The organism is Colwellia sp. RE-S-Sl-9 (assembly GCF_048296855.1).
Lineage (GTDB): Bacteria > Pseudomonadota > Gammaproteobacteria > Enterobacterales > Alteromonadaceae > Pseudocolwellia.
The window spans coordinates 1511781-1525201 of the sequence record NZ_CP182631.1 but is presented as its reverse complement, the minus strand read 5'-3'; the positions used below and the strand labels follow the sequence as shown (position 1 = coordinate 1525201).

The window sequence follows — 13421 nt, the reverse complement described above, 5'->3', positions numbered from 1 at the left end:
GATAGGTAATAGCTAATTTATAACAGCTATCAAAAATATATTGAATTGGAGAAACGCTAAGTGAGTAGCGAAAATTGTAAAAAAATACTGTTTGGTGAAGGTAACTTAACGATTGAAGATATTGTTAATGTTTCTAAATCACAAGATCCTGTAGCACTTTCTCAAGCAGAAGATTTTAAAGAACGCATCGACGCTGGCGTACGTTTCTTGGATAAAATATTAAAAGAAGAAGGCCACATATACGGCGTAACAACAGGTTACGGCGATTCAGTTATGTTTGAAGTGCCGTTAGATCTCGTTGAAGAATTGCCTATGCACCTTACACGTTTTCATGGCTGTGGTTTAGGTGACTTTTTTACGCCAGAGCAGTCACGCGCTATTTTAGCTACTCGATTAGCGTCATTGTCTCGTGGATATTCTGGCGTTAGCTGGAACTTGCTCGACTTATTAGTTGAGTTACTTAATCGTAATATTTTGCCTGTTATTCCTGAAGAAGGCTCAGTAGGTGCAAGTGGCGACTTAACGCCACTATCTTATGTTGCAGGTACCTTAATCGGCGAAAGAGACACATACTACAAAGGTGAAATAGTTCAGGCCAGCGAAGCGTTTGAAAAAGAAGGTTTAAAGCCGATTAAACTAAGACCTAAAGAAGGTCTAGCTGTAATGAATGGTACAGCTGTAATGACGGCTTTAGCTTGTACTGCGTATAAACGTGCTGAGTATGCCACTAAGTTAATGGCTCGAATTACGGCACTTTCGAGTTTAGCGTTAAAAGGTAACAGTAACCATTTTGACGATATTTTATTTAGTGTAAAACCACATCCAGGTCAAAACCAAATAGCTAAGTGGATACAAACAGATTTAAACCACAATACGCATCCACGTAATTCTCATCGGTTACAAGATCGTTATTCAATTCGTTGTGCACCACATGTTATTGGCGTATTGGCTGATAGCTTACCTTGGTTACGTACCATGATAGAAAACGAGTTAAACAGCGCAAACGATAATCCGATTATTGATGGCATTGGCGAGCATATTTTACACGGTGGTCATTTCTATGGTGGTCATATTGCTATGGCAATGGATTCAATGAAAAACTGTGTTGCTAACTTAGCAGATTTAGCTGATAGACAAATTGCTACGCTTGTTGATATAAAAATGAATCATGGTTTACCACCCAACCTTACTGGGGCTACAGGCGACAGAAGACATATCAATCATGGTTTTAAAGCCATTCAAATTGGTTGTTCTGCTTGGACGGCTGAAGCGCTGAAGTTAACCATGCCTGCAAGTGTATTTTCACGCTCTACTGAATGTCACAATCAAGATAAAGTCAGCATGGGAACCATAGCTGCACGCGATTGTTTACGTATATTACAACTAACTGAACAAGTACTAGCAGCAACGCTTTTAGCTTCTGTGCAAGGTATTAGACTTCGTATTATTAATAACGAATTATCTAAAGACTCTTTAACTGATGATGTAGCGGCTATGGTTGATGATGTTTCAAGTTTCTTCGAGTTACTTGAAGAAGATCGACCAACAGACAAGTTACTAAGAAAAACTATCTCGTATATCCAAGAAGAACGCTGGGATCTTTATGAGACAAGTTAAGGGCTTACTTACGGTATCAACAGAGATAGACGTACAATTTTATGATGTTGATGCCATGAGAGTGGTTTGGCATGGTAATTACGTTAAGTACATGGAAGAAGCGCGATGTTATTTACTACGTGCTTTTAACTATGATTACAACGATATGGAAGATTCTGGGTACGTATGGCCGGTTGTTGATATGCGCCTTAAATACGTTAAACCCGCTCGTTTTGGTAGCAAAATACGTGTTGAAGCAACTTTAGTTGAGTATGAATCACGTTTGAAAATTTCATACCGCATATTTGATACTGAATCAGATGAAACATTAACTAAAGCGTATACCGTGCAAGTTGCTGTTGATATGACAACGAATGAAATGCAGTACGAGTCGCCTGCTGTACTTATAGAAAAATTGGCACCATATATTAAAAATGACTAAATTACTTTCTCGTTTATTGGCTTGCTGTTTAGCACTTTTAGTTTTTACTCAGGTAAATGCCAAAGAGCTTATTGACGACTTCAAAATAGAAGAAGGCGTTGCTAGTTTTACGCAAGAAAAGAAGTTTTCCTTTTTATCCACGCCCATTAAATCGAGCGGCCTTTTTAAAGTTTATAAGCATAATATTCTTTGGCAGGTAAACAGTCCTGTATTTTCAAAGTTATTAATTATTGATAATGAAATTTGGCAATATAATGAGGTGAAAACAATAGACGGTATTGCCAATCATTATCGGAAAATGGTGACACACGCCAGCATCGAAACACTTATTCAAACGGTTTTTACGGGCACTATAAATGAAGAGCAGTGGGACACAACAGTAAAAAACGAGCAATGCTTATTGTTACAACCCAAAGATACTTTGTTAGCTCAAGCGATCAGCTTATTAGAGTTATGCCTTGGCGAAGAAGAAAGCGAACGAGAAGTTTTAATTACCGATACGCAAAAAAACACCACTAAAATAGTGCTCACTCAAACAAAAAACACCTTATCAGATGAAGATATTAATGAATTTAACATCCATTAATAAACTGTATGTTTGGTGCGTTCAATGCATTATCTTTGTCTTAATTTTATTGTACTTAGCGGCTAATCAACCCGTAAGTATAAATGCTAATTTAACTGCTTTATTCGATAATAATACGAATGATGATTGGAAAGCTATTCAGCAACAATTTAATGCTGGCGCTAGTACAAAACAAATTTATTTGATCGGACATAGCAACTTAGCTACAGCTAAAGAAGCTGTTGATACCTTTGTTAATCAAGCCAAAAATATTGATGGTATCGACAGCGTAACTGGAAAGTTATCAAATATCCCCAATCAAAGTATGATGATAAATAGCTACAGCGGTTTTGAGCAACAGCTGTTATTACCTGCTTTTCGAGATGCGATAACGCATCAAGATCTCGAAAAAATATTTAAAATAGAATTTGAGTTGATCAATCAAATAGGTGAGCAATTGGTGGCTCAAACTATTGAAAAAGATCCTACCTTATCTTTTGCTCATTTTCTTAATCGTTCACCGTTCCCTCAAAATAAAATCAATATAACGTCAGACGGTTATTTAACTGTGCCTCATAACAATCTTGTGTATGTTTTAGTAACCATTAGCACCAAAGAAGGGGCGTTAAATGTTAATAAAGCCAAGTCTATTGTTGAGTCGTTAAACGCAATACCATTAACACCTGAAGTTGACTATGTAAGAACCGGCGGTATTTTTTATAGCGACGAAGCAAGCCGCAGTGCAGAAAGTGAAATGAAACTACTAGGCGGGCTTTCTATTATAGCCACCTTGTTTTTAATTTTTATCTCTTACCGACGTTTCTCTGTCGTTATTAGTACGTTATTTCTCATTTCAATCAGTATTTTATATGGTTTTATTGGGTTAAATATCTTCTTTAAAGAGGTTAACTTACTCACCATGATCTTTGCTATTACCTTAGTTGGTATTGCAGTCGATTATAGTTTTCACAGTTTTACTGAATTACAACGGGTTAAGGCAACGCAGCGTTCACCTTTATCTACTATTCGAATGTCGCTGGTATTAAGTTTTATTACCACAACCTTAGGTTATACCTTGCTTGTTGTGGTGCCAATTGTTCTATTTAAACAAATAGCTGTGTTTACTGTCTTTGGTTTATTTGGCGCTTTATTAACCGTGTTGTTGGTGTATCCGTACCTTCATCACAAGTTTGATTTTAGCCGTCAAAAGCCTCTTGCTTTTTATGCTAAAGCCAACCGATTGCATCAAAAGCTATTCAACGTAAACGTTAAAGTGAGCATTGCTGCTGTATGTATTATTGCAGCCTTGTGTATTACCTGCTTATTTAATATCAGCTTTGTTGATAATCCTAAGTCTTTTTATCGTGTGTCAGACGCTTTATCAAATAGCGAAGTGAAAGTTAAAGAAATACTCGGACAAAAATTTGATAATCAATATCTGTTAGTTAAAGGTGATAGTGCTCAAACCTTATTAGAAAACGAAGAACAGCTATTACCTTTATTGAATCAGTTAAAATCAACACAAGTAATTGGTAGCTATCAAGCAATTTCTCAATGGTTACCTTCTATTGAGCGCCAAAAGAAAGACAATCAATTACTCGTTAATGCGGGCAATAATCAGTACTTTAGTCAGTTTTCTTCATTACTGGGTTTAAATGCTAATAAAGTAAATAAAGCCACACAATATTTAACGCCTGAAAGCTGGTTCGAAACGCCTTTAGGTAAAACCTATCAATCTATGCTGATTAAAGATGCAGAGCATTATTACTCTATTATTCGTTTTTCAAATATTACCGATGTAGCGGTTTTATCGGCAACCTTTGCTGAATTAAAACAAAGCGTTTTTGTTGATACGTTAGCCGATACAGAAAAAGAATTATCAGTATTTAGAGAAGTATTATTGATGATTTTTGCTATTGCGTTTTTAACCGCGTTTATCGTATTTACCTTTCGTTATGGTTGGAAACGAGCATGTGTTGGGGTTTTAGTTCCAGTATTGGCTTTTACAATTGCTATTGCGTTAAGTCAGTTATTTCAAGGTTATATCAATTTATTTAATGTGGCGGCAGGGCTTGTTGTTTTAGCTTTAGGGCTTGATTATTCAGTGTTTTATGCTGAACATGGTTTTTCAAAATCTATAACTCAAACCACCTTAATGTCTGCATTAAGTTCAATATTTGTGTTTGCTATGTTAGGTTTTAGTGCAACACCTGCTATTGCTAGTTTCGGACAAACTGTTTTTATAGGTATTGTTATTACCTTTTTATTTTCACCCATTATCACTAAAGTACACGGATTTGAATCAAGGAAAAAACGTAAAAATGACTGAAGTTGAGAAGTGTGATGTTGTCATCATAGGCGCAGGGCCATCAGGTGTTGTTGCTGCTAGTATTCTTGTTCAAAAAGGCTGGAATGTTATCGTTGTTGAAAAAGAAACGTTCCCAAGGTTTTCAATAGGCGAAAGCTTATTACCTTATTGTATGAGCTTTCTTGAAGAAGCTGACATGTTAGATACCTTTGTTGAACATGCTGATGAACTCGGTTTTCAATTTAAAAACGGTGCAGCTTTTTATCGAAACGGTGAACATTCAAGTTTTGATTTTAATAAAAAGTTTAGTGAAGGTCATGGTACAACCTACCAAGTTAAGCGTGCTTTGTTTGATAAATTACTCTCAGATCGAGCACAAGAAATTGGTGTCGACATTCGCTTTGAACAAGAAGTGAAAGGTATTAGTTTTACTGAAGAATACGCTACGTTAGAGCTTGTAAAAAATGAACAAAAAAGTGCAATACAAGCAAAGTTTGTTTTAGATGCCAGTGGCTTTGGCCGTGTTTTACCTAAGTTATTATCGTTAGAATTACCGAGTACGTTATCGAACAGAAAGGCGCTTTTTTGTCATATGCAAGACAACATCACTGATGAAAAGTACGACCGTAATAAAATACTGATCACGGTGCATCCTGATAATAACGATATTTGGTTTTGGTTGATCCCATTTTCAGATGATACATGTAGCTTTGGTGTCGTTGGTGATGTTGATTACTTTAATGCGAATAATCATTTAAGTAGTGAAGCATTGCTCGATGTATTTATTAGCCAAGAACCTTATCTTGCCAAGCTATTAAAAAATCATAAAAAAACAACCAAAGTAAACGCCTTACAGGGCTATTCATCTGATGTAACAAGTTTATATGGTGATAAGTTTGCTCTACTTGGAAACGCAGGTGAATTTTTAGATCCGATATTCTCATCTGGTGTAACTATCGCGATGAAGTCAGCTTCTTTAGCGGCTAATACGCTTGATCGTCAATTACAAGGCGAGTCGGTTTGTTGGCAAGCTGATTTTAGTGAGCCGTTAAAATGTGGAATAGAAGTTTTTAAATATTTTGTTATGTCTTGGTACGATACTCATTTACAAAATGTGATTTTTTTCCAAGAAGATGATAACGACGTAAAAAACATGATTTGTTCAATATTAGCAGGCTACGCATGGGACGAAACGAATCCTTATGTCGCTAAAACTGAAAGACGTTTAGCAGCTTTAGTTGATATTTGTAAAGACGAGAATAAAGACTAGTGAAGCTGTTATTCGCAATTAAGCCCTTTGTCTTGAGTATGTTTGTATGCATGTTGTTAAGTGGCTGCACGAGCTTAGTCAGTAACAATCAAGTTAACGATGATTTTTATACATTACAAACGGTGCCCACTCATTTAGTAGATACAGCGGTGTTAGAATCGTTAGTTTTTAAAAATGAACAAACTCAAAAGTTACTGACACAAATAGAATTTCATGAACAACGCTTAAACATGGTGGCGATGACCTATAGCGGTTTACCTATTATTCAAGCCAAATGGCAATATGATAGTGGCTTAGTTGAACTGGTAAGTGCACAGTTTAATGATGAGGTTGTACTGCGTATTATTCGTGATATTCAATGGGTAAAATGGCCTGTTGATACAATTAAGCAAGGTCTTTTAAAAGGGTACACCCTTATTGAATCGACTGAAAATAGCGAGCAAGTGCGAAAAATTAAACATAAAAACAAGATGTTAGTTAAAATAATATACACATCAAAACATATTGTTTTACAAAACATAGCTGAACAATATGAGTTAGTAATAGAGCAATTAAATGACAAATAAAAAAACGGAAACGATTTTTTTAAGTGAATTTTCTTTAGTTAATGCTTTAGGAAATAACAATAAAGATATCCAAAAAAACATGTTCGAAGGTGTTAGAACAGGTCTTGTTGAACGTGACGGTTTATTAAACGAAGGACGGTTATTTGTGGGGGAAGTTAACGCTGAATTGCCTTCATTAAGTCACAAAAAGCCTTATTTTAATACGCGTAATAATCAACTCGCCAAATTAGCGTTATTAGCATTAGAAAACGAAATTAATGACGTGAAATCATCAACGCCTACTCATCGTATAGGGGTCATTGTTGGCACCAGTACTTCAGGTATAGCGGAAGGCGAACAAGCGATTGTTGAAAAAAATGCCAGCGGTGAGTTTTCTAAAAACTACGACTACCGCATGCAAGAAATGTTTAACTTAGCTGAATTTATTAGTGAAGAGTTAAGTATCGACGGCCCAGCTTATACAATTTCTACCGCCTGTTCGTCTAGCGCGAAAGCTTTTATTACCGCAAAAGAATTAATACTCACGGGTATTATCGATGCTGCAATAGTTGGTGGTGTTGATTCGTTATGTGGAATGACCGTAAATGGTTTTACTGCTTTAGACTCGACTTCTACAGGCTTATGTCAGCCATCTAGCGCCAACAGAAACGGTATTAACTTAGGTGAAGCTGCTGCGTTATGTGTACTAAGAAAAGACAAAGGTCACATTAAGTTATTAGGCTGTGGTGAATCAAGCGATGCGCATCATATGTCAGCACCTCATCCAGAAGGTGAGGGCGCTATTTCAGCCATGCAACAAACTTTAGCTGAAGCTCACTTAAATGCTAGTGATGTCGATTATATAAACTTACACGGTACAGCAACCAAGAAAAACGATTCAATGGAAGCCATAGCGGTAGATAAAGTGTTTGGTACTCAAACGCCATGTAGCTCAGTCAAAGGCATGATTGGTCATACCTTAGGCGCTGCCGGTGCAACTGAAATTGGTTTATGCTGGTTAATGTTACAAGCCGAAAATACCTTGTATATTCCACACTGCTGGGACGAGTCGAAAGATGAAGAATTACCTAACATCGCATTAACTACCGTAGGGCAAAATAAAGGCTCAGGGTTTACAACATGTTTATCTAACTCTTTTGCCTTTGGCGGAAATAACGTGAGTGTTCTCATTGGAAAATAATATGAAAAACTTTAGCATTGAAGAGGTACTGCCTCATGCAGAGCCGATGATCCTTCTTGATGAGCTTATTTCATTTGAAGACGAAACAGCGACGTGTAGCCATACAATAACAGAGTCGAGTTTACTGTATAACCAAAATTTGCAAGGCGTACCAAGTTATGTGGGTATAGAATACATGGCTCAAAGTATTGCAGCTTATGCTAATGCGAATGAAATTAGTCAGGGTAGAGCGGTTGAAATTGGCTTTTTAGTCAGTTCAAGAAAATACAAATGCGATTATTCTGTTTTTACAAAAGGCATGAAACTTATTGTGAAAGTAGATAAATTGTATAGTGATGAGTCAGGTTTAAGCGCGTTTGATTGTTCTATATCAGAAAATGATAAGGCATTAGCAACAGCAAGAATTAATGTATTTCAGCCTAACGATCCTGCTAAATTTTTAGCCGAACAGTTATAACAATTTAAGAGAAAAATGTAATAAAGTTAAATTACATGAATAAGAGGTTTATTTTTAAATGAAACGTGTTGTTGTTACCGGTATGTCGGCTATTACGTCCCTTGGTCATAATTGGGAAGACTTTGAAGCGAATTTACGTAAGAAAAAAAATGCTGTAAAAATAGATGAATCGCTAAAAGCTATTAAGGGTTTATATACACACTTATCAGCCCCAATAGAAGATTTTGAACGTCCGGCTCATTATAAAAGAAAACAAATTCGCTCAATGGGGCGCATTTCATTAATGGCAACCAGCGCAACTGAAAATGCCTTAATAGATGCTAATTTATTAGACGATAAATACCTGAAATCTGGCCGTATGGGTATCGCTTATGGTTCTTCTTCTGGTTCAAGTGAACCTATGGTTGCCTTTGGCGACTTAATAAAGTCGGGCGATATGAATGGTATTAACGCTACTAGTTATATCAAAATGATGAGCCACACTACGGCTGTTAACGTAGGGGTGTTTTTCGGAATTTCGGGGCGTATGTATACAACAAGCTCAGCTTGTACTTCTAGCTCTCAAGCTATCGGTTATGCCTACGAAGCTATAAAATTTGGTAAACAAGAAATGATGGTGGCTGGCGGAGGTGAAGAATTTTGTCCTACCCAAGTCGTTGTGTTTGACACATTATATGCAACCTCAACGAAAAATGATGATCCTAAAAACAGCCCAAGACCTTTCGATAAAGACAGAGATGGCCTTGTTATTGGTGAAGGTGCTTGTACACTTATTCTTGAAGAATACGAGCATGCCGTAAACCGTGGCGCAACTATTTACGCTGAAGTGGTGGGTTATGGTACCAACTCAGACGGCGTTCATGTTACACAACCGACTAAAGAAACCATGGCGCTAGCTATTACCGAATCTCTTCAAGACGCAGGTATAAATGCATCTGAAATTGGTTATGTAAATGCGCACGGAACAGCAACAGACAGAGGCGATATAGCCGAAACACACGCAACTGAAATGGCCGTAACATCTAACGTACCGATTAGTTCATTAAAAAGCTATTTAGGCCATACATTAGGTGCTTGTGGTGCTATTGAGTCGTGGGCGTGTATTTCAATGATGAACAATGGCTGGTTTGCTCCTACTTTAAATTTAGATAACGTTGATCCTGAATGTGGAAATTTAGACTACATAACAGGCGACGGACGAGAAATAGATACCCAATACGTAATGAGTAACAACTTTGCTTTTGGTGGTATTAATACCTCGCTTATTTTTAAAAAGTTTATACAGTAACTTTCAACGGAAAATATATGAAAAATGTATTAGCAGAAGCGCACGTACCTGAATCAGCTTTTGGTAAATGGTTTCTTAGAAGTAATACATGGACAGACTATGTTCTAGAAGTTGCGCTAGAAGACCTTACTCATTTGTTAAAAGATTCACCTCGTACGTTTAATGTTATTGCCGATGTGGGCTGTGGTTATGGTCGTTCAATGAAAAAACTGAACGACAGATATAGCCCCGAGCGATTAATTGCCATGGACATAGATCAGGAAATGCTAGACGAAACTAAAAAAGAAGTCGCTCTACATAACCTAAACAATGTTGAATATGTACGTTGCTCTAGCTCAATGATCAAGTTGGAAGATAATTCAGTGGATATGGTATTTTGCCATCAAACATTCCACCACTTAATTTACCAACCTGAAGCTTTAAAAGAGTTTTTACGTATTTTAAAACCTGGTGGAATATTCATGTTTGCTGAATCCACTAAACGTTATATTCACTCGTGGATTATTCGTTTACTGTTTCGCCACCCTATGAGCGTACAAAAAACGGCAGACGAATATTTAACGCTTATTAAAGATTCTGGTTTTACCGTTAACGATGAACAAATATCTTACCCTTTTCTTTGGTGGAGCCGAGAAGACTTAGCTATTGGCGAAAACTTATTTGGTATTAAACCACCAACAGACCGTGAAGAAACTTTGATTAATTTGATAGCGGTTAAGCCGTTTGCTTAATAAAAGTCGGTTGAACATTGTAATATATACCCGTAACCATTCAATATGTAGGTTTCAGTGGGAACTAAAAACAATTTAGGCACAGATTTTACGTTCCAAACAAAATCTAAGTACATACATCCATGTATGCAAGGCATTAAGTTTACGTCATGGTTATTCCCTTACTAAAGTTAATAACGCAGCATAAATTGTTTTTAGACCCATCGAAGAAGCGCTTGAGCAAAATCACTTCGTCGTTAATGCTTTTTATAAGGGAACGACCATTATTACAAAGCATTGCCTTGAATTGATATCGCTCAAGTGCTCTGAAATACGCATCTTGATTGGTAACGGGTATATAGTTATTCTTTTTTAATCGACATGTGATGCGCATCACGCTACACTTGTTGTATGATCAAATCTTTTAAACACAAAGGTCTTAAGAAATACTTTCAAACAGGTAGTGTTTCTGGCATTCAAGCAAAGCATCAACGTAAATTACGTATGCAGCTGGCGGCAATAGATACAGCCCAAGTCATTGATGACATAAATTTACCCGGCTTTAGGTTACACCCTTTAAAAGGTGAACGTGATGGGATTTGGTCTATTACCGTAAATGGTAATTGGCGTATAACTTTTGAATTCATCGAAGGTAATGCATATATTCTCAACTATGAGGACTATCACTAATGAGTATGTATAATCCACCGCATCCAGGGGAGTTTATTTACGACGTTTATCTAGAGCCTTCTGGTTATAGTTGTCGTTATTTAGCGAAACAATTAGATGTTGCTTCATCTACTTTAAATAGAATTCTTAAAGGGCAAAGTGCAATATCTCCTGAAATGGCACTCCGATTATCTAAAGCAATAGGCAGAACACCTGAGAGTTGGTTATCAATGCAAGATAACTATGATCTTTGGCATGCTAAACAACAAGTTAACTTAACGAATGTTCACTCAGTAGATTTTGCTATTGCGTAAGATATATATCCGTTATCATTCAAAATGCTCTGAAATAGCCTCTTGAATGGTTACGGGTATAAATAGTCCACAAATCAAAAACTTTTGTAGGAAATATTACTCACTCTTAAAAAATGAGAATTAAAACGTTATGATCGACACCACACCTTTTTTAGGCGATGTAAGCCACGTAATACAGCTCGCATTGGCTCCTGCTTTTCTCTTAACGGGTATTGCCAGCATGTTGAATGTTATGACGGGGCGTCTTGCGCGTATTATTGATCGTGGGCGACATGTTGCGGATAAATTTGTTAAAGCTGAGCATGTTAACCTTAACTGTTATGAAGTAGAGCAGCATTATCTTGAACGTCGCCGTTACTTAGCGAGTTCTGCTATTACAGCCTGTACGCTTTCTGCATTACTGGTTTGTTTGGTGATTGCGGTGCTTTTTATAAAGGCGATTCTTGGTTTTGAAATAAAATGGGTGGTTGGAACGCTTTTTATTTCGTCAATGTTTACCCTTACCGTAGGTTTGAGCTATTTTCTTCGTGAAGTACACCTTGCCACTAAAACAGTCAGAATTGTGCTACCTAATAGAACTAAGAACGAGAAAAGCAGCACCGATTAGCTAAAACCCTACGTTAATCATACCGTGCCAACTAAAGCTTCTGTTATCTTGATGTACTCGAGTTAACGATACATTCATTGTAGTAGGTACATTGCTAATAACTAAAGTGTTTTTTGTATATATATCTGCTCCGTGAAGTTCTATATCGCTTTCTTCTATATAACCTACTGATAAGCCTTTTAAATTTCCGCCCCATACATTCATACTTGATTTAAGCGATATAAAACTAAAGCCCTCTGGGTAATTTAGGCTTAAATTGGTGAAGGTTAGCTTAGAGTTATTTACAACTAATTGGCTAGCAGTAAAGTTGTCTATATTGCTCTTAGGTTGGCAGTTTTTAATAGTAACGTTTAAATACGTTGTGTTATTTAACAAATCAGTCGTTTGGCCTTTATCACAATCTATAGTGATGCTTTGATTGTAAACTGTAGTTTTATTGATGTTTTCAGTACTTTTAGCCCCATTTTGTATGAAGTTGTGAATACTGTTGGCCACTTGTATTGGAAATTGCTTTTGCGGAGAGTGGCCTGCGGTTTCAAAAATTTCAATAGATTGTGTTTTTAATAAATAGCTGAGTAACTTAGTAACTTGTACGGGCATGACTTGATCTTTTCCGCCCCAAATAATATGGGTAGGAGGTGCTGGTTTTCTCATTAACTTTGTTAGATTTTCGTCCAGTACAGCAATAGCTGAAATATAAGTACTGTTGTTTTCTAATAGGTATTTTCTACCTGCGTCGCTTAATAAAACTTTGCTTGGGTCGGGAATTAATTTATTAACGGTATTAATTAAGCCCTTTAGTAAGGGGGCTTCGTTTTCTGTTAACTTTATTTTATCAAGCGCGTAATTATTGGCGATGTATTGGCTGTAAGAAAATTTATTAATAAAACCAGCAGCATCTATCAAAATAAGCTTTTCTGCTAATTCAGGATGTTTGAGTGACAATTGAACACTGATATTTCCTCCCATTGAATGGCCAATAACAATATTACGTTTACGTACTAATTTAGGGAGTACTTCGTATAAGGCTTGAGCATACTTGCTGGGTGAAAAGTTATTTTTAGGACTTTGCGATTGACCATAACCGGGCAGGTCGGGAATAAACAACTGATAATGTTGCGAAAGCTGTTTAACTATTTTTTTAAAATCTTCAGCTGAGCCACCCACACCATGAATTAAGGTTAACGAGGGCGTATTCCATTTAGTCGGCGATTTATAAAAGACAATATTTGAGTCGAAGGTTTTTGAATAAGCTTCAACTTTTTCCATATTATAAGCTTTGTACCAATCGCTTCCATAGCTAGGGCTTGAGGCGGTAAGAGAAAATAAAATAAAAGCGAATGAAGCAAGAATGCTGGTAATAAATATAATTTTTCGTTTTGCAATATGTGTTGGTAATGAGTTTTTTAACACAATAAAAGCTGTCCTTTTATGTTTTATTATTAGTAA

Annotated in this window: 14 protein-coding genes; 13 read left to right on the top strand and 1 reads right to left on the bottom strand. The window is 36.6% G+C overall.

Annotated features, from left to right (window positions below):
- The first annotated feature begins 60 nt into the window (after nt 1-60).
- The 13 genes from ACM9HF_RS06615 to ACM9HF_RS06555 all read left to right on the top strand — a co-directional run bounded on the left by ACM9HF_RS06615 (nt 61) and on the right by ACM9HF_RS06555 (nt 11972).
- Entirely contained in the window at nt 61-1617 is a 1557-nt protein-coding gene (locus tag ACM9HF_RS06615; RefSeq protein WP_473616075.1) for an HAL/PAL/TAL family ammonia-lyase, read from the top strand.
- Nucleotides 1604-2038, top strand: coding sequence for an acyl-CoA thioesterase (locus tag ACM9HF_RS06610; RefSeq protein WP_473616071.1), 435 nt, complete (start codon nt 1604-1606; stop codon nt 2036-2038). The genes ACM9HF_RS06615 and ACM9HF_RS06610 overlap by 14 nt, the downstream gene beginning before the upstream one ends.
- Nucleotides 2031-2624 (top strand): hypothetical protein, encoded by a 594-nt coding sequence (locus ACM9HF_RS06605; protein ID WP_473616067.1) that lies wholly within the window; start codon nt 2031-2033, stop codon nt 2622-2624. Before ACM9HF_RS06610 ends, ACM9HF_RS06605 begins: the two co-directional genes overlap by 8 nt.
- A complete protein-coding gene (locus ACM9HF_RS06600) occupies nt 2605-4932 on the top strand; it encodes an MMPL family transporter (RefSeq protein WP_473616064.1) in 2328 nt (775 codons plus the stop codon). Before ACM9HF_RS06605 ends, ACM9HF_RS06600 begins: the two co-directional genes overlap by 20 nt.
- Nucleotides 4925-6181 (top strand): NAD(P)/FAD-dependent oxidoreductase, encoded by a 1257-nt coding sequence (locus ACM9HF_RS06595; protein ID WP_473616060.1) that lies wholly within the window; start codon nt 4925-4927, stop codon nt 6179-6181. The genes ACM9HF_RS06600 and ACM9HF_RS06595 overlap by 8 nt, the downstream gene beginning before the upstream one ends.
- 38 nt (nt 6182-6219) lie before the next feature.
- Nucleotides 6220-6747 carry a DUF3261 domain-containing protein gene (locus ACM9HF_RS06590; RefSeq protein ID WP_473618263.1) on the top strand — a complete coding sequence of 176 codons (528 nt, stop codon included), beginning with the start codon at nt 6220-6222 and terminating at the stop codon, nt 6745-6747.
- Entirely contained in the window at nt 6737-7927 is a 1191-nt protein-coding gene (locus tag ACM9HF_RS06585; protein ID WP_473616056.1) for a beta-ketoacyl-ACP synthase, read from the top strand. Before ACM9HF_RS06590 ends, ACM9HF_RS06585 begins: the two co-directional genes overlap by 11 nt.
- Nucleotide 7928: 1 nt before the next feature.
- Nucleotides 7929-8384 (top strand): hotdog family protein, encoded by a 456-nt coding sequence (locus ACM9HF_RS06580; RefSeq protein WP_473616052.1) that lies wholly within the window; start codon nt 7929-7931, stop codon nt 8382-8384.
- Nucleotides 8385-8442: 58 nt separating this feature from the next.
- Entirely contained in the window at nt 8443-9672 is a 1230-nt protein-coding gene (locus ACM9HF_RS06575; protein ID WP_473616048.1) for a beta-ketoacyl-ACP synthase, read from the top strand.
- Nucleotides 9673-9689: 17 nt separating this feature from the next.
- On the top strand, nt 9690-10403 hold the full coding sequence (locus ACM9HF_RS06570; RefSeq protein ID WP_473616045.1) for a class I SAM-dependent methyltransferase: 714 nt from the start codon (nt 9690-9692) through the stop codon (nt 10401-10403).
- A gap of 390 nt (nt 10404-10793) precedes the next feature.
- Entirely contained in the window at nt 10794-11072 is a 279-nt protein-coding gene (locus tag ACM9HF_RS06565) for a type II toxin-antitoxin system RelE/ParE family toxin (protein ID WP_473616041.1), read from the top strand.
- Complete coding sequence (locus ACM9HF_RS06560) at nt 11072-11365, top strand: HigA family addiction module antitoxin (protein ID WP_473616040.1); 294 nt, start codon at nt 11072-11074, stop codon at nt 11363-11365. Before ACM9HF_RS06565 ends, ACM9HF_RS06560 begins: the two co-directional genes overlap by 1 nt.
- A gap of 130 nt (nt 11366-11495) precedes the next feature.
- Nucleotides 11496-11972 carry a DUF2721 domain-containing protein gene (locus ACM9HF_RS06555; protein ID WP_473616035.1) on the top strand — a complete coding sequence of 159 codons (477 nt, stop codon included), beginning with the start codon at nt 11496-11498 and terminating at the stop codon, nt 11970-11972.
- Here the strand turns inward: ACM9HF_RS06555 and ACM9HF_RS06550 are convergent, their stop codons facing one another.
- Nucleotides 11973-13385 (bottom strand): alpha/beta fold hydrolase, encoded by a 1413-nt coding sequence (locus ACM9HF_RS06550; protein ID WP_473616031.1) that lies wholly within the window; start codon nt 13383-13385, stop codon nt 11973-11975.
- Nucleotides 13386-13421: the final 36 nt, after the last annotated feature.